Source organism: Bacillus sp. sid0103 (assembly GCF_019219025.1).
This window is the reverse complement of sequence record NZ_JAHUWN010000002.1, coordinates 26,282-42,168: the sequence shown is the minus strand read 5'-3', so window position 1 is coordinate 42,168 and position 15,887 is coordinate 26,282. Positions and strand designations below refer to the sequence as shown.

At 40.8% G+C, this 15,887-nt stretch carries 17 protein-coding genes, 2 pseudogenes and 1 riboswitch; of the genes and pseudogenes, 12 read left to right on the top strand and 7 right to left on the bottom strand.

The window, feature by feature from the left end:
* Positions 1-273 precede the first annotated feature (273 nt).
* The gene (locus KW850_RS02390; protein ID WP_218345983.1) at positions 274-741 is read left to right on the top strand and encodes a hypothetical protein; all 468 of its coding nucleotides are present in this window, start codon (positions 274-276) and stop codon (positions 739-741) included.
* A 139-nt stretch (positions 742-880) separates the two neighbouring features.
* On the opposite strand, the gene KW850_RS02385 is transcribed toward KW850_RS02390, so the two are convergent.
* Complete coding sequence (locus KW850_RS02385; protein ID WP_218345982.1) at positions 881-1,327, bottom strand: DUF6376 family protein; 447 nt, start codon at positions 1,325-1,327, stop codon at positions 881-883.
* A 371-nt stretch (positions 1,328-1,698) separates the two neighbouring features.
* On the opposite strand from KW850_RS02385, the gene KW850_RS02380 reads away from it, so the two are divergent.
* Positions 1,699-2,142, top strand: a complete 444-nt coding sequence (locus tag KW850_RS02380) for a ferritin-like domain-containing protein (RefSeq protein ID WP_218345981.1) — start codon at positions 1,699-1,701, stop codon at positions 2,140-2,142.
* A gap of 86 nt (positions 2,143-2,228) precedes the next feature.
* On the opposite strand, the gene KW850_RS02375 is transcribed toward KW850_RS02380, so the two are convergent.
* A complete protein-coding gene (locus tag KW850_RS02375; RefSeq protein ID WP_218345980.1) occupies positions 2,229-2,498 on the bottom strand; it encodes a hypothetical protein in 270 nt (89 codons plus the stop codon).
* 342 nt (positions 2,499-2,840) lie between these two features.
* On the opposite strand from KW850_RS02375, the gene KW850_RS02370 reads away from it, so the two are divergent.
* Entirely contained in the window at positions 2,841-3,449 is a 609-nt protein-coding gene (locus KW850_RS02370) for a transposase (RefSeq protein ID WP_218345979.1), read from the top strand.
* Positions 3,434-4,927 carry a YifB family Mg chelatase-like AAA ATPase gene (locus tag KW850_RS02365; protein WP_218345978.1) on the top strand — a complete coding sequence of 498 codons (1,494 nt, stop codon included), beginning with the start codon at positions 3,434-3,436 and terminating at the stop codon, positions 4,925-4,927. Before KW850_RS02370 ends, KW850_RS02365 begins: the two co-directional genes overlap by 16 nt.
* Before the next feature lie 72 nt (positions 4,928-4,999).
* Here the strand turns inward: KW850_RS02365 and KW850_RS02360 are convergent, their stop codons facing one another.
* From KW850_RS02360 to KW850_RS02350, 3 genes and pseudogenes are all read right to left on the bottom strand, one after another.
* On the bottom strand, positions 5,000-5,560 hold the full coding sequence (locus KW850_RS02360; protein ID WP_218345977.1) for a glycerol-3-phosphate acyltransferase: 561 nt from the start codon (positions 5,558-5,560) through the stop codon (positions 5,000-5,002).
* Between the two features lie 82 nt (positions 5,561-5,642).
* A pseudogene (zupT, locus tag KW850_RS02355) lies at positions 5,643-6,458 on the bottom strand (zinc transporter ZupT).
* A gap of 110 nt (positions 6,459-6,568) precedes the next feature.
* Positions 6,569-7,948 (bottom strand): S1C family serine protease, encoded by a 1,380-nt coding sequence (locus KW850_RS02350; protein ID WP_256358039.1) that lies wholly within the window; start codon positions 7,946-7,948, stop codon positions 6,569-6,571.
* A gap of 234 nt (positions 7,949-8,182) precedes the next feature.
* Here KW850_RS02350 and wecB point away from each other — a divergent pair, with 234 nt between their 5' ends.
* The 4 genes from wecB (at position 8,183) to KW850_RS02330 (ending at position 12,115) form a co-directional block, all read left to right on the top strand.
* Entirely contained in the window at positions 8,183-9,325 is a 1,143-nt protein-coding gene (gene wecB, locus KW850_RS02345) for a non-hydrolyzing UDP-N-acetylglucosamine 2-epimerase (RefSeq protein WP_218345976.1), read from the top strand.
* A gap of 207 nt (positions 9,326-9,532) precedes the next feature.
* On the top strand, positions 9,533-9,919 hold the full coding sequence (gloA2, locus tag KW850_RS02340) for an SMU1112c/YaeR family gloxylase I-like metalloprotein (RefSeq protein ID WP_218345975.1): 387 nt from the start codon (positions 9,533-9,535) through the stop codon (positions 9,917-9,919).
* A gap of 364 nt (positions 9,920-10,283) precedes the next feature.
* Positions 10,284-10,940 carry a 5-bromo-4-chloroindolyl phosphate hydrolysis family protein gene (locus tag KW850_RS02335; protein ID WP_218345974.1) on the top strand — a complete coding sequence of 219 codons (657 nt, stop codon included), beginning with the start codon at positions 10,284-10,286 and terminating at the stop codon, positions 10,938-10,940.
* Positions 10,937-12,115: a toxic anion resistance protein gene (locus tag KW850_RS02330; protein ID WP_218346270.1), complete on the top strand. Its 1,179-nt coding sequence runs from the start codon at positions 10,937-10,939 to the stop codon at positions 12,113-12,115. The genes KW850_RS02335 and KW850_RS02330 overlap by 4 nt, the downstream gene beginning before the upstream one ends.
* Before the next feature lie 65 nt (positions 12,116-12,180).
* Here the strand turns inward: KW850_RS02330 and KW850_RS02325 are convergent, their stop codons facing one another.
* Positions 12,181-12,927, bottom strand: a complete 747-nt coding sequence (locus KW850_RS02325; protein ID WP_256358038.1) for a M15 family metallopeptidase — start codon at positions 12,925-12,927, stop codon at positions 12,181-12,183.
* Between the two features lie 222 nt (positions 12,928-13,149).
* Positions 13,150-13,235: riboswitch (cyclic di-GMP riboswitch) on the top strand.
* 49 nt (positions 13,236-13,284) lie between these two features.
* Here KW850_RS02325 and KW850_RS02320 point away from each other — a divergent pair.
* Positions 13,285-13,449 carry a hypothetical protein gene (locus KW850_RS02320; RefSeq protein WP_218345972.1) on the top strand — a complete coding sequence of 55 codons (165 nt, stop codon included), beginning with the start codon at positions 13,285-13,287 and terminating at the stop codon, positions 13,447-13,449.
* Positions 13,450-13,600: 151 nt separating this feature from the next.
* Positions 13,601-14,032 (top strand): SRPBCC family protein, encoded by a 432-nt coding sequence (locus KW850_RS02315; RefSeq protein WP_218345971.1) that lies wholly within the window; start codon positions 13,601-13,603, stop codon positions 14,030-14,032.
* A 79-nt stretch (positions 14,033-14,111) separates the two neighbouring features.
* On the opposite strand, the gene KW850_RS02310 is transcribed toward KW850_RS02315, so the two are convergent.
* A complete protein-coding gene (locus tag KW850_RS02310; RefSeq protein WP_218345970.1) occupies positions 14,112-14,279 on the bottom strand; it encodes an acyltransferase in 168 nt (55 codons plus the stop codon).
* A gap of 157 nt (positions 14,280-14,436) precedes the next feature.
* Between KW850_RS02310 and KW850_RS02305 the strand changes: the two genes are divergently transcribed.
* Positions 14,437-14,577, top strand: a complete 141-nt coding sequence (locus tag KW850_RS02305) for a hypothetical protein (RefSeq protein ID WP_218345969.1) — start codon at positions 14,437-14,439, stop codon at positions 14,575-14,577.
* A gap of 575 nt (positions 14,578-15,152) precedes the next feature.
* A pseudogene (locus tag KW850_RS02300) lies at positions 15,153-15,753 on the top strand (response regulator transcription factor).
* Positions 15,754-15,887 lie beyond the last annotated feature (134 nt).

Genomic DNA, 15,887 nt, shown 5'->3' with positions numbered 1-15,887 from the left:
GATATTTTTTTTGTGATATTTGATGTGATATTTGTGGTGTCAGGCACCATTCGTGGACAAATGTCTTTTTGTGGTGTCAGGCACCATTCATGGACAAATGTCTTTTTGTGGTGTCAGGCACCATTCATGGACAAATGTCCCCCTTGTAAGGACGGAAAACATATCAAAGTTTTAATGGTTATCTAATATTGCTACTATCATAACATCAAAATCGTTGGTATGAACAAATATGATATGCTAATTTTATAGGCCATTGAGAGGCGGGGATTTTTTATGAAGAAATGGAGAATGCTAGGATTGTTAATTTTATTGATTACATTAATGACTGCCTGTGCTAAAGAAATTCCTAACACCAACACGGAAAAAGACAATGTGATTGTGTTAAATAAAGAAACGATCATAGGATTGGAAAAGGGGATTCTAGTAGGAACTCCGCTCCGATTGGATAAAAAAATCCGCTTAGCAGATGTTGAAAAAGTTTGGGGTAAATATGAAGAAATGCATGATCATGAGGATATCCATACATATGTTTATACGATAAAAAATCGCCAGGTCGTGATGGATGAAGAGGAACTAAAAACACTTTACATGTTTCACATCGAGATTGGAATCACAAGAGAAGAAATCTTACAGAAGATGGGTAATCCCACAGAAGGGAAAGAGACAGGGAAAACGCTTGTATATCAAAAAAGGATTATCGAATCACCTTTCGAAACATCAATCGAAAAACTTGGAATTTAATCTTATATAAGGTTCCAAAAGAATAGTAAGCTTTTATATGGAATTCCAAATATCAATGGCGGTCACATTGAGAAATTCTCATTCATTGTGACCGCCATTTGTCCTTTGAACATTTATAGCATGGTATCAGAGTTTATAATTACTGCCCAAGCTGTTTAATTTGATCGAGGATGCTGCTGATGTCTTGGACGCTTTGAAAAATTTCAGTATTTTTAAGGACAGAAGGGTCGAGTAACCCATTCTTCATATTTTGTAAATATAGGTCAATTCCAGCAGCAAGTTTGGTGTTTTGGTCAACGAGTTGCTGGTGTAAGTCGGCTGCTATGTCTGGTGCTTGAAGTTTATTAAATGCATTGATCTCTTGTTTCATGTCCTGGAGCATTGTTTTAAGTTCTGCTGTGGCCTGCTGGTCGCCAACCGCTTGTTGCGCAAGAGAGGGAGCATCATTTGCAAAGACCGTCGCCTTGTCTAAATAGTTCTTCGCATCATTCACATATGTTAGTGTATCTTTCGCGTCATTTAACATGGAACAACCGCTCAGGAGCATTATAATAGTTGCGGCTAAAACAAAAACCTTCTTATTCATGTAAAAACCTCCGTTTTATTATTGGGGGGTGGAATTTGCTGCTTCATTTAGATGTTCGTAATGTTCCTTCCGCCTTCGTCCCCGAAAACCCTATCATCATAATATGGTGGAAAATTTGTTTCGTTTCTAATGCATAAGCCGTTTAGTGAGCTAATATGAATGAAAATAATAGGAACTTTGTCTAGAAAATTACTCTCATCTAAGAAGTGAGACTTTAGTCCATTGTTTCTATAAGTGAACAATTCTAAACGGTGTCAGGCACCATTGTTGATATTTTCATATTGTGTTTAGGGTAAAGTACAAATATAGTAAGCACCCGGTAATCTCGTCACACGTAGGATATCCATGAGAATAAACGGGGAGGTTTTACTATGTATCCGTTCACGAATTACTATGATGCCTTATATAGACAAAATAATAAATTGATTCGAGAAGTTGAAAAAGCAATAAATGGTGAGTATAATGCCATCCATTGTTATACCCAATTAGCAAATTTGGCTCCCAATGAAAAGGAGAAAAGCCGAATCCTTGAAATTCGCAAAGATGAATTAAAGCACCATAAACAATTTGAACAAATTTATACTAAGTTAACCGGAAGAAAGCCGCAACAACAAAAGTTCGGTGAGGAATGTCCAAATGTGTATTTAGAAGGATTAGAGTTTGCCTTACAAGATGAGCAAACAACAGTGGACTTTTACATGGAAGTTGCTGATGGTACTGCTGATCCAACTATAAAAGAGGCATTTCGAAGAGCAGCCGCAGATGAGCAGAATCACGCGGTATGGTTTTTGTACTTTTATTCGAAAAATAAGTAATTAGTGTTAGGTTTTCCATCAAAAATTACACCCTTGTCGCCGAAGGCGCAAGGGTGTTTTTCATTGTGTTTTGTAATAGGTGAGAATTAATCCCCGCCACCGTCTCTGCCACCGTCCCCACCAGAATCTCCGCTGGAATTGGAATCGTCATTGTCATCATTGTTGTTTGTATCAGACTGGTAATCATTGCTATAAGATTTATTTGGTCCTTTTCCAATGCTAGGAAAGATAAAAAAGGCAGCTATTATCGCTAAAGTTCCAAAGAACTCTTGTACTCCAAAAATAAGATAAATTCCATAGACGAGAAGCAATCCGCCCAACAGCCATTGAATAATTCTTACCGCGTTCAGAGACAATCACCCCCAAATAGAAAGTAAGAAAAATAAAGCCATACAAAATAAATATTAGCACCTGGGACTCTTTATTCATGATTTTTAAGGTGCCGGTGTTATAAATGGTGTCAGGCACCGTGCGTGGACATTTGTCCTCCTTCAGAGGACGGTTATAACAATATCGAATGTTTTCGAGGGTGTATTGAATTTTGGTGAGATGTGCAGGATTTTGGGAGGGGATGTCGAATGTATTAGTGGTTTATATCTGCTTTTCCTGCCTCTTGGGGTAACTGTCTTTCCCACAACTCCCATTTTCTCCTCATCCCCATCTAAATTTTATCCACTATTCTTTAAGGAGTGATTGCAATGGTTCGCGGTGTTCGCCTTTGGTTCAAAGGTGCGAGGTATCATGTTACATGCAGAGGAATTAGAAGAAGCTCACTTTTTTTCGACAATGATGATTTTGAGAAGTACCTAGCCTTACTAAAAGAAACCAAAGAGAGATATCCTTTTAATCTTCACACCTACTGTTTGATGACCAATCATATCCATCTGCAGCTTGAAACGTTTGATACCCCTCTAAGTACGATCATGAAAAATCTCAATACTAAATTTGCCAAGTATATCAATAAAAAGTACGATTTCTCCGGCCATGTGTTTGAAAAGCGATATGGTGCTGAACTCCTTAATTCTCCTGAATATGAGATTGACGTCAGTAAATACATTCATTTAAATCCCACTTCAGCAGGTATGGTGGCAAATCCTGAGGATTATCCATGGAGCAGCTGCCGGACCTATATCTTTGGTGAAAGCATCTCCTTAATTGACCCTCAACCGCTTCTTTCCTATTTTCCCAATCCGCCATTACAACACTATGAAAATTATCTAAAATCAGTACCCACAGATAAGTTCTTTTGGGAAAATGGGAAAATTCATATGTTTGATAAGGAGGATGTCACATGTGGGCTAAGGTAACGAGTATCGCCTTAAAAGGGATGGAGGGATATCGGGTACACGTTGAGGTTGGATCATATGTCGGGAACGATTCGTTTAAAATTGTCGGTCTGCCTGATGCAGCAGTGAAGGAAGCAAAGGAGCGAATCATTGCTGCACTTCGAACACTCGGTTATCATCTGTCAGGTCAGAAAATAACTATTAATCTATCACCAGCTGACCAAAAAAAATACGGATCTATGTTTGATTTACCGATGGCGATAGCTGTCCTGCAAAGTTTGCATGAACTAGAGGTAATAGTTTCTGAGGATACAGGTTTTCTAGGGGCATTATCGTTGGATGGATCTATTCAGCCTGTAGAAGGAATGCTCCCAGCAATCCTTGCTGCAAAGAGGCTGGGGATAAAAAAGCTTTATATCCCTTTTAATGAGAAACTGCCGGTATTAGAACTAGAACCAATGGAAATTATATATGTTTCTAGTTTACAGGAGGCGATCTCACATCTTTCGGGGCAATGGACCCCTCCTTTTAAAAAAAGACTAGAGAATGAGGGATTTACCAGTATTAGTCTTTTGGATATGCAGAAGATTATTGGTCATACAGAAGCGAAATATGCTTTAGAGGTAGCAGCGGCGGGAGAGCATCATGTTTTACTGACGGGGCCGCCTGGTTGTGGGAAAAGCATGTTAGCCGAATCTTTCCCATCCATTTTACCATCACTAACAAAAGAGTCGTTACTTGAGGTTATCAGCTTGTATCAACTCAGTCAAAACGCTTACCCCCATTCCAACATGCCGCCATTTCGAAATCCGCATCACTCAGCTTCAGGAGTTTCTATTATCGGGGGAGGACAATACCCAAAGCCAGGCGAAATATCGTTAGCACATCGTGGCGTATTGTTTCTCGATGAAATCGGGGAGTTTTCGAAAAAAACATTAGATATGCTGCGGCAGCCATTAGAAAATGGGATGATTATGATTAGTAGGACCCATGCGACCATTACATACCCAGCATCGTTTATATTAATAGCAGCGATGAATCCATGCCCATGTGGCTATGAGGGATCAAATACTCATTATTGTACCTGTACAAAAAAGCAAATAATCGCCTACCAAAATAGGCTTTCTGGGCCGCTCAGGGATCGGTTTGATATTAATCTGTCTTTAAGACCGATTGATTTTAACGCCGCAGTCAATAAAAAGGAAGGAGAGCTTTCAAAAATTGTCCGGGCGAGGGTGGAGGCCGCAAGGAACAGGCAATATGATCGGTATGGAAGGGAGATATGCAACGGTAGAATCCCTTATGAAATGCTATTAAGCAAAAGTCCCCTAAAGGATGAACAACAATCGAATTTGCAGCGAATTGCAATAAAGAGGAATTGGAGTAATCGGACACAAATCAAAATCACCCGTATCGCCCGTACCATCTCTGATCTGCAAGCAAGCCGCGCCATAACCGACCAAAGTATATTGGACGCCATTAAGTTGAATGAAGTGTGAATGAGGTTCGTGGTGTCAGGCACCGTCCGTGGACAAAATTGCTATAGTGTCCACGTGGGGAGTACAGTGTAGTTATTTCTTCAATCTTACTCTAATGTTGTCCCAATGAGCCAGAAAAATGAGAGCTAGAATCCCAACTACAATAGCACAGTTGATCCAATCGTCATGCATGATGAATAGAAAAGCTGGTATGAAAAGGAATGCTCCCAATCCGGAAAAGGTGAAACTCTTTGTAAAGGGATAAAGAACAAGAAATGCCACGATAATTACTGGAACAAGAAGTGGTTCGAACATGATCATCCCGCCAATAAAGGTTGAGATCCCTTTTCCGCCCTTAAAGTTCAACGTAATAGGTTTCAAATGTCCTAAAATACCCATGCCTAGACCCACAAGTTGAAAGGGAGAAGAAAATCCGATATAGCGGGCGAGCAATATGATGAGTACACCTTTAAGGGCATCGCCTAAAAATATCAACACAAACGCCATCTTACCAAGTAGTCGCCCGGCATTCCTAGCCCCGACATTGCCACTCCCTTCCCGGCGAATATCTTTATGATAGAGAGTTTTCGTTATCAGAAATCCAAACATGATACTCCCAATTAAATAGGATAAAACGAGATAAAAATAAATCATGGGGCATCACCACCTAAATAAATTTGGGTGTCAGGCACCATGTGAATTTTTCACATGGTGCCTGACATCAACCAGCGTACTCCTATATAAATAATAGCAGGCCTAGGGCCATTACGACCATCCCGCCGATTAGTCTGTAGATGGATAGGTGTGCCTCATCGTATCTCTTGGCTGCAGGCAAAAGTTCATCTAGGGAGATGAAGACCATGATTCCTGCCACTGCTGCGAATATTATCCCGAACATGATGTCGTTTAGAAACGGCAGTAAGAAAAGGTAGGCTGCCAATGCTCCGATAGGCTCAGACAAACCGGAATAGATTGAGAGTTTAAAAGCTTGTTTTTTTTTACCCGTGGTTAAATAGAAAGGCACGGAAACTGCGATCCATTCTAGAACATTGTGAATCGCAATGGCTGCAGCAATGGCAATTCCGAGTTCAGGATCTTGCAGTGCAGAGGTGAAGGTTGCAATTCCCTCAGGAAAGTTATGAATTCCGATGGCAAGAGCGGTAAGTGTGCCCATTTTTAATAAATCTGGCTTACCCCCTTCACTCGTATCTCCACCCGTTGTCATGTCCTCAGCTTTCTTTAATTCATGGGAGTTGCTTTGCTTGGGAATAAAATTGTCAATGCTGGCAATCAACAACATTCCAGCAAAGAATTCTCCGACGGTTAACCAGTTTCCTTAACCAATTTCCAAAGCATCGACAAGAGCAACTTTGGCCTTTACAAAAATTTCAACCATCGCTACATAGATCATGACACCTGTAGAGAATCCGAGAGTTATGGATGAAAATTTTGTATTGGTATGTTAGGTAAGGAAGGCCAAAACGCCGCCAATTCCAGTAGCAAGCCCTGCAAATAATGTTAATCCAAAGGCTAATAACAGATTTTCAGACACTTGTAATCACTTCTAAATGAAATCAATCTCGTATTATAGAAATGGGACGTAGTCTCGACTACATCCCCATTTTTTTAAGTTATCTCAGTATATTGGTGTCAGGCACCAGATTATTCCTCGTCTTTTTTCTGCTTCTTCTGTGCTTCTTGGAGGGCGAGGAGGATATCTTGAACGTCGATTTTTCCATCATTATTTAGGTCGGTAAGTGTATTTTCAGGCGCAGGAGGTGTTACCGGTGTCTGGTTTGGAGCTGGTGAGACCGCTGCCGCTCCTGCTTGCTGTTTCGGTCTAAAAGCAAACGTGAACAACAAGAGGATGATAATGATTACTCCGGAAACGCCATCAACAATGTAGAAGATTGTAGCGTAATCAGACCAGAGCCTCTTACTGCTGCCCATCTTTTTCTCAGAGTTTGCGATATATTGTTTGATTTCGGAATGATTTGGATAGATCCGTTGAACCGCCTCAAATTTTTCTAAAGCATGCTTATAATAGCCGCCCCAGTAGAGGTTAAGTCCATCTTGATAAAGTTTATCCGTGTCACTCTTTGCATTTTTTGCCCCAGCTTGATTGACAAATTCTTTAACGGTATTGACCGGCACGGCAAAGTTAAAGCCTTGGATTTCTTGACCGTTTACCGTGTCGCCCCTAAAGGTGAGCAGGCCAATGATTTCACCTTTTTGATTGATGACTGGTCCGCCGCTATTCCCGTGTGTAGCAGCAGCGTTAATTTGGATGACCGGGCTTCCTTGTTCTGTCTTTTTAGAGGTTGCCGAGATTTGCCCTGCATTCATCGAAGATACTAACGATGAATCGGGAGATAATAGATCCGAATCGGCAGCCGCCGGATATCCGCTGACCCAAATATTATCTTGATTCTGGATGTTGTCAGAATCTCCGAGCGGTAAGGTAGGAAGGTTTTTGCCTTCAATTTTGAGAACCGCTACGTCTTTACCCTCATTAATAGGAGCACCGTAGCTTTTCACTTCGCCATCAAGCACATCCCCACCTGGTAAAACGACTTTTAGCACCTTTTGAATCCCCGAGTATTGCGTGTATTGGACCATATACTTATAGGCAGTTTCATAGTCTACCTTAAAATAGTCTGCGATCACCGTAACTAATTGTTCAAATGCAGCATTGGCAATCTCCTCGTCTTCCTGTTGAGTCGCTTCCACCACATGCGCATTTGTGACAATATAGCCGTTCGAGCTAATAATGGCCCCTGAACCTGACCCGCCCACTACGGATTGGTTATCCAGCTGTTCTAATATGGCGATAACTTCTGGATCATAGGGGTTATTAAACTGCCATTGCACAACAGCATAGTCGATGATTCGAACCACTGCTGGCTTGGAGTATTCCGCAAGTTTTTGGGCTTGAGCGATTTTCCCGGCTGCTGGTTTGAGATTAATTAGGAAAATAGAAGCCACCATGACTGCGATAAGCAGCAAGCTAATAGGTATGGTAATAAGGGCCCTTTTTTTCAATATATAATTCACTCCTAGGTTGGATATTTTTAAAAATTTTCTCTGCAATATATTCGAACTTGGGAGAAAAGTAATATTGTACATGTAAAATTTTTCAAAAATAACAGTGTGTTATTGAAAGATAAGGAAATTTAGTGGCAGATTGTGGGGTTTGTTTTTTCAAAAATGAGTAATCTTTGGTATCATGTTTGTAAATGAAAATTATATTGGAATGAAGAGATAGTGGAGGCCGCGATGGAGAATCAATTGAAGGTAATGACTGTGTTTGGAACGAGACCGGAAGCGATAAAAATGGCTCCTTTGGTAAAAGAATTAGGGAAGTACCCTGATAAAATTAAACCGATTGTGACGGTAACGGCGCAGCACCGTGAAATGCTGGATCAGGTGTTGCAAATTTTTGAAATTGCACCCGATTATGACTTAAATATAATGAAGGAACGGCAAACCTTGCTAGAAGTAACAACCAGGAGTTTAGAGGGACTCAATCAAGTTCTTGCCGACGTCAAGCCAGATATTGTCCTGGTCCATGGTGATACGACGACCACGTTTATCGCTAGTTTAGCTGCCTTCTATCATTCCATTCCAATTGGACATGTGGAAGCTGGACTCCGGACTCATAATAAATATTCTCCATACCCTGAGGAAATGAACCGCCAGTTGACGGGAGTATTGGCTGATCTTCACTTTTCGCCAACCCCTCAATCAAAACGGAACCTTTTGGTGGAAAATAAAAGAGAAGAATCAATATATATCACGGGAAACACAGCCATTGATGCACTAAAAACAACGGTAAGGGAAAATTACTCTCACCCTGTTTTAGATCGCCTTGGGAACGATAGGTTGATTTTAATGACGGCCCACCGTAGGGAAAACACTGGTGAACCAATGGAAAACATGTTCCGAGCCATTTGCCGTTTGGTTGAAAAGCATGAGGATGTGCAGGTGGTTTATCCGGTCCATATGAATCCAGTGGTTCGTGAGATCGCCAATCGTGTGCTGGGTCAAAACGATCGAATTCATCTGATCGAGCCGTTAGATGTGATTGATTTCCATAACTTTGCCTCAAGAGCCTACTTGATTTTGACGGATTCTGGCGGTGTACAGGAAGAGGCGCCATCCTTGGGAGTACCGGTGTTGGTTTTACGTGATACCACCGAGCGCCCAGAAGGGATAGAAGCAGGCACTCTTAAACTAGCTGGAACAGATGAGGAAACAATCTTTGGACTAGCAGATGAACTGTTGTCAGACCCAGCATCACATAACAAAATGGCTCACGCCTCCAACCCTTATGGAGATGGATACGCCTCCGAAAGAATCGTCAAAGCCATCCTCCACCACTTCCGAAAAGAAGAACGACCATCGGACTTAGGGGAATAGTTTGTGGAGGGTGAGTTGGGTGGTGTCTGTTTGGTGTTACTGTTTCTTGTCACTGTCAGTTGTCACTGTTTGGTGTCAGGCACCTCACGTAGACACTTTTGATGTTTCGTCCATTTGAGGTGAACAGTGGGAGTTTAATTTGAACCTCTTGTCTAAGTAGGCAAGGGGTGTTTGTTTGTGAATGAGTTGTTAAGGAGATGTGATTAAATGAAGTTGAATAAGATTCACCATGTTGCGGTGATTTGTTCGGATTATGAAAAGTCAAAGGATTTTTATGTGCGAGTCCTTGGGCTTACTCCTGTTAACGAAGTTTATCGGGAGGAACGAGATTCCTATAAGCTTGATTTAGAGGTAAATGGTCAATACCAAATCGAGTTGTTTTCTTTTCCAAACCCGCCTGAGCGGCCAAGTTATCCTGAAGCCGCTGGATTAAGGCATCTTGCCTTTGAGGTAGATGACATTGAAGAAGCAGTTCATTATATGAAGAATCATCAAGTGGATGTGGAAGACGTACGTGTGGACCCCGTAACTAATAAGAAGTTCACATTCTTCGCCGACCCAGATGGGCTGCCGATAGAACTTTACGAGCGGTAGTATAAATGAGCTCATCTTGAATGTACAGTCAAATAAAAACCAAAAAGAGCAAGCTCCGATTTATTGTGGTCTTGCTCTTATTACTGTCCAATCCACGCATACAAAATGATGTGAACTGTCCACGAGCGGTGCCTGACACCTCAAAATACCACCCAATGAAACTAGACGAAAACTAAAAAATACGTCTCAGGTCCTAGATTTCTTTCCGTTTGAGGTCTATGGCGGGGAGGAGTTTTTTCGTGTATTGTGGAAGTAGTAAATGGAAATAATTTTCTTTTAGTTGAATTTTTTGAGGGAAATGAAACATTCCATTGCATTCATTCGTAGGAATATAAAGATGTCTTAAGTCAGGAGTCGATTAAATATGAACCCGATCTTGTCGTTTCTTATCCGCTCATTGGTAGCCGTTCCTGTAACTGTGCTAACTTGGCTTATCAGCTATTTTCCTTTCGACCAGACTTTTTGGCCGTCATCGGGGATAGCGATAACCACAGGGATTCTTACCCATTTCATTCTTGCCATTGTTATGAACACCCGCTTCTTAAAAAAGCATCAGATATCAAGAAAAGAATATCGCTACATTCGGAAGAACCTAATGGAAGCTAAACAAAAAATCAATCGCTTGAATAAAAATCTATTCACCATCCGTGATATTTCATCTGTAAAACAACGGATTGATCTCCTTAGAATTACAAAAAAAATACACAAGATGACCACGAAAGAACCTAAGCGTTTTTACCAAGCGGAGCAGTTTTATTTTTCTCATTTAGACTCCATTGTTGAACTTACAGAAAAATATAGCTTTTTATCCTCGCAGCCAAAAAAGAGCATGGAGATGGGTCAATCCCTCATCGAGACCCGTCATACTCTCGATGAACTAACAAGGGTAGTGGAAGAGGATTTATACAAAGTGATATCAGATGACATTGATCACTTGAATTTTGAAATTGACGTCGCAAAGCATACCCTCAATAAGCAAAAGGACGCTAAATTTCCGGAAGAAAATAGGTGGCTAAAATGAACGAAAACAACCCAATTCAACCAAGTAAAACAGGTAATTTATTTGATGATATCCTTGCTGACCCATTTGGGGATAAACTGGAGAAGGCAAAAACGCCAATCCAGCACTCTAGCGAACCAAAACCGGTCAAATTAATTGATGTGATCCCGGAAGAACATCGCGCAAAGGCCTATCAGATTGCAGAGCAAATCGATCCGGCTAACCATCAGTCGATGATTCAATATGGTACCCAAGCCCAAGGAAAACTGCTGTCATTCTCCCATACGATGCTCGAACATGTGCAGAAACAGGATGTGGGTGAAATTGGGCAAATCATTAGTGACTTAATGAAGAGACTCGATGAAGTGAATCCCGATGATTTGAAGGATGGGAAGCCATCCTTATTTGCTCGTATGTTTGGAAAAATTTCAGGATCAATCCAAGAAGTACTTTCAAAATACCAAAAAACGGGCGCCCAAATTGACCGAATCAGTGTAAAACTAGACCGGAGCAAAAATGTCCTCATGTCCGATATCAAATTGCTCGAACAGTTATATGAGACGAATAAAGAATATTTCCATGCTCTTAATGTCTATATTGCCGCTGGGGAAATAAAGCTGGAGGAAATGCAGGAAAAGACGATTCCACAGCTGAAAAAAGCGGCGGAACTAACCAATGATCAAATGAAGTTTCAAGAAGTTAACGATATGATCCAATTTGCTGATCGGTTAGATAAGCGGCTTCATGATTTGAAATTAAGCCGGGAAATTACCATTCAAAGCGCACCGCAGATTCGCTTAATCCAAAATACGAATCAGGCGCTTGTGGAAAAAATTCAATCTTCGATCATGACGGCGATTCCGTTATGGAAAAATCAAGTGGCGATTGCGTTGACATTAATCCGCCAACGTCATGCGGTCGAGGCGCAAAAGCAGGTTTCCAAAACAACCAATGAACTTTTGTTGAAAAATGCTGAAATGCTAAAAACCAATACCATTGAGACGGCGAAAGAAAACGAACGAGGTATCGTCGATATTGAAACCTTGAAGAAAACCCAGGAAAGCCTGATCACAACACTCGAAGAAACGATGCGAATCCAAGAGGAAGGCCGCCAAAAGCGCCGCCTAGCCGAACAGGAACTGGCATCGATGGAAAACGACCTTCGCTTAAAATTACTAGAAATCAAAGGGAAATAAATAAGTAAGCCCTCGCTGCAATAAGTGCAAGCGAGGGCTTTTTAGGGTGTCAGGCACCAATCAAATCAGTTATTCACAACAGTTGAATCAACATATTCTTCGAGTGTGATGCCGCGGCTCATGATTTCTTTAGCGATTGCTTTTCCGACGTAGCGCAAATGCCATGGTTCGTATTGGTAGCCAGTGATTTCGTCTTTACCTTTAGGGTAGCGGATGATAAAGCCGTATTCTTCAGCATGATCCTGAAGCCAGATCGCCTCTTTTGTTCCTTCGAAGCAGTCTTCGGCGGCACATTTGCCATCACCGCCCGTCACATCAATGGCGAGGCCGGTTTCATGCTCGCTCGTTCCAGGTACGGCACTATATTTTCTTGCCGCCTCATACCCATCTTGATTGGCATAATATTTAAACAATGCTGCTTGGGAAGCATGGGACCTGTAGGCAGAAACACCTAACAGATTCACGCCCTGTTTTTTTGCACCTGCAAATAATTTTTCAATAGCTGCTCCTGCATCGGCCCTCATTTGTCGCTTTTCAGCTTTCTGTTTAAATGTAAAAGGAATGTCAGGATAAATTAAATCACTTGGATGATAATCATCTGGCAGTTTATTGGTCTTATTAACAAGAACAGGTATAACCTCTGGGGAGGAAACCTCCTGGCTGTTTGCTTCGGCTCGGTGCTTTTCATTGACAGAAACTTCATTTTTTGTCAAGTTCCCTTCATCCTGAAAAAACTGATATCTTCCACTACAACCTGCTAAAGAAAGTGCAATCACCATAAGATACAAGAAAACGAAACGTATTTTTATCATCATTAACTTCCTTTGCTTAAAAATTCTCTCCAGTAACATCATGGACAGGAACAAGAACTTTAAAACGTCTTTTTAAACTCTGACCACTACGTGTGTGAATTTTAAGATGGAAGCCAATCTAGCAATTAGTTTTCAAAAAGTTACAACTATTCATAGAGTGTGGGTCCAAAGACACTTTCCTTTTATATAACAGTTGCTTATATTCTAAATAAACACATAAATCGTACGAAACGGCAAAGCCATTGAAAAGTGGTGACGCAAAACTACAGGGGCTAAGGTTTTAATAACGATGCTTGCCAGTTACCGAACACGATAACTCCTGCGATTTATGTAAATAACTAGTAAGGGGGATTTTTTGTGTTGAAAATGTTTATAAAGGGAAAATATTACTACCATTTAATTCAGCACCGCCACAACGAACTCTTAAAGCAAGATTGTTTGGATGAAGAGTTAAGAGCAAAGCTAAACGTTAAATCCAGTTATCATAATAGTAAAGTTCTTGAATTTGCTTTGAAAATGTAAGCGAACCTATATCTATTTAAAGCCAGTATTTTGGAATACTGGCTTTTTTATAGATTAAAAAGGATTTTTTTACAGATTGAATGGTATAAAATAGAGCAATAGGACAACCATTACATATAGCAATGTATTGAAAGAGAGGGGATTTCCCGAAATGTACAATCGTACAAAATTTAAGATCATGAAACCTGCTCATGAGGTATTTGAAGCATTCGTTGATCCTGCAAAAATCAAGAATTTCTGGTTCTCATCAGGCGCACGGTGGGAGCAGGGCCAGACCGTAACACTTAGATACGAGGAATACAATGCCCAAGTTGATATCGAAGTAATGGAAGTCGTCCCAAATGAGAAAATCATGTTCCGGTGGGGGACAGATGGAGAAGGAAACATTGTCACGATATCACTAGAAGAATTGGATGAATCGAGCACCATCATTGAAATTACTGAAGAAGGATTTAAAGAAGATGATGATGAGTTGATGAGTCATCTGCTGGATAATAAAGAAGGCTGGGTTTATATGCTAACTTGTTTAAAAGGATATTTGGAGTTTGGAATTAACCAGTTAAGAGGAGCCATCGTTCATTGATGAAAGTGGAGCTTGGACCGATCCAAGCTCTATTTAATTGGAGCGCTCCAGTCGCAATGCTAAGTGCATCTGCCTTTGGTCATTCAAATCTCTGGACAAAGTTACAGTTATAGCAAGCTCGTCCAATCAGTTGCTTTGCAGCAGGATTTTCATAATAGATTTCCTCAAATCCACAGATCGAGCAATCGATAATATGGAAAATTTGCCGTTCCCCCAATATGGCATCTAACAAGCATTCAAAATACATACAATTGTCCTCCACTCGATGATTTCTTTTAAGATAGCAAATAATCGCGCGGAAAAAAGAAGAATACTGTCACGCGGGATAAGAATGTTTTCGACATATTTCCCCAGAAATAGTTTCCTTTGAATTTGGGTATCCTATAAAAAAAGGGGGTACCGAGATGAAAAAGAACGATGAGCAAACGAGTGACGGATTAAATGAAATTTTTGAGATTATTAATGCAAAAGGCGATACGGGCGAACTTACGGAGATTGTTGAACGGTACGATAGTGAAAATCAAGAAGAAGGCTCAAACAGATAATCACAAAGGCCTAGCCCTTACGCTAGGCCTTTTGTAATGAAAAATGTGGATAGTATCCATTGAAAATGTGGATATATTAAAGTGGATTGTGGGTAAACTTGCTAGTTTTGTGGATAAAACTGCGGGTTTTGTGGATAATTTCATCGACTGGTAAAAATTTAAGATGAAACCAAATTTATTCACATTATCTGTGATAAAATTTTAGGAAACTGTGGATATCCACTTTAAACATGTGGATATCACTGGAAAATATGTTGATAACGTTGTTAATATCTGCGAACATACCCCCTCAGACCTAGCTTCGCTCCATTTAACTAACCCATCCTTATGGCAGCCGCTAAACCGCTACGTATAAACCCTCTCAAAAAATTATCCTAAAAAGATGACATTTGCACTTTATTTTGGTGACAATGCTTACTAAAAATTATCTCCTTGTTTCATAAAATGAAATCAAGAAAGCAGGAGGTGGAGGAGCGGCTCACCCTGATTGATGGTTCTCTCGTTCTTTCCAATCATAGTGGGGCTGTCTTAGAAATGACTGTTCCAATTATAAGAAAAGCAGGGGGTGCCGCGGTATGATTCGCCTATTTATCGCTGAAGACCAGCGAATGTTATTGGGCGCACTCAGCTCGTTACTTGATTTAGAACAAGATATGAAAGTCATTGGTCAAGCAATGAATGGGGAATACGCACTCACTTCAATTCTTAAGCTGCAGCCGGATGTCTGTTTAGTGGATATTGAAATGCCAGTTTTGAATGGACTTGAGGTGGCCGAAGAGCTAGCACGGCGATCTGTTCCGAGTAAGGTGATCATATTAACTTCTTTTGCAAGGCCTGGATATTTTGAAAAAGCTGTAAAAATTGGTGTTTACGGATATTTGCTAAAGGACGGGGAGATTGACGAGCTTGCGGATGCGATTCACAAGGTCATGCAGGCAAACGCGTATTCAGCCCTGAGCTGGCGTTTGATGTAATCCGCGAGGAAAATCCACTCACGCCAAGAGAACAGGAGATTTTAAGATTAGCATCTTTAGGAAAAACGACAAAAGAAATCCAATCCGAACTCTATTTATAATCGGGTACCATTCGTACTATTTCTCTGAAATTATCCACAAGCTAGACGCCAAAAACCGCAACAAAGCTGCTAGCATTGCCGAAAAAAAAGGATGGATCTGAAGGCGTATTTAAAGGGGAGCCTTTGTGGCGCATTTACTGTTACCTTTTGTGGTGCCTGACACCATCCGTGGACACAACCCCTAATTTGTCCATCCTGAATGGACACGTGGTGTCAGGCACTGATTAAAAGAATA

What these genes read in the sequence shown, in the direction of transcription:
- KW850_RS02360 (WP_218345977.1), bottom strand. Translation starts at nt 5,560, where the DNA reads ATGATTTATTTTTATCTCGTTTTATCCTATTTAATTGGGAGTATCATG.
- KW850_RS02380 (WP_218345981.1), top strand. Translation starts at nt 1,699, where the DNA reads ATGTATCCGTTCACGAATTACTATGATGCCTTATATAGACAAAATAAT.
- gloA2 (WP_218345975.1), top strand. Translation starts at nt 9,533, where the DNA reads ATGAAGTTGAATAAGATTCACCATGTTGCGGTGATTTGTTCGGATTAT.
- KW850_RS02390 (WP_218345983.1), top strand. Translation starts at nt 274, where the DNA reads ATGAAGAAATGGAGAATGCTAGGATTGTTAATTTTATTGATTACATTA.
- KW850_RS02305 (WP_218345969.1), top strand. Translation starts at nt 14,437, where the DNA reads ATGAAAAAGAACGATGAGCAAACGAGTGACGGATTAAATGAAATTTTT.
- KW850_RS02330 (WP_218346270.1), top strand. Translation starts at nt 10,937, where the DNA reads ATGAACGAAAACAACCCAATTCAACCAAGTAAAACAGGTAATTTATTT.
- KW850_RS02335 (WP_218345974.1), top strand. Translation starts at nt 10,284, where the DNA reads ATGAACCCGATCTTGTCGTTTCTTATCCGCTCATTGGTAGCCGTTCCT.
- wecB (WP_218345976.1), top strand. Translation starts at nt 8,183, where the DNA reads ATGGAGAATCAATTGAAGGTAATGACTGTGTTTGGAACGAGACCGGAA.
- KW850_RS02325 (WP_256358038.1), bottom strand. Translation starts at nt 12,927, where the DNA reads ATGATAAAAATACGTTTCGTTTTCTTGTATCTTATGGTGATTGCACTT.
- KW850_RS02365 (WP_218345978.1), top strand. Translation starts at nt 3,434, where the DNA reads ATGTGGGCTAAGGTAACGAGTATCGCCTTAAAAGGGATGGAGGGATAT.
- KW850_RS02310 (WP_218345970.1), bottom strand. Translation starts at nt 14,279, where the DNA reads ATGTATTTTGAATGCTTGTTAGATGCCATATTGGGGGAACGGCAAATT.
- KW850_RS02370 (WP_218345979.1), top strand. Translation starts at nt 2,841, where the DNA reads ATGGTTCGCGGTGTTCGCCTTTGGTTCAAAGGTGCGAGGTATCATGTT.
- KW850_RS02315 (WP_218345971.1), top strand. Translation starts at nt 13,601, where the DNA reads ATGTACAATCGTACAAAATTTAAGATCATGAAACCTGCTCATGAGGTA.
- KW850_RS02385 (WP_218345982.1), bottom strand. Translation starts at nt 1,327, where the DNA reads ATGAATAAGAAGGTTTTTGTTTTAGCCGCAACTATTATAATGCTCCTG.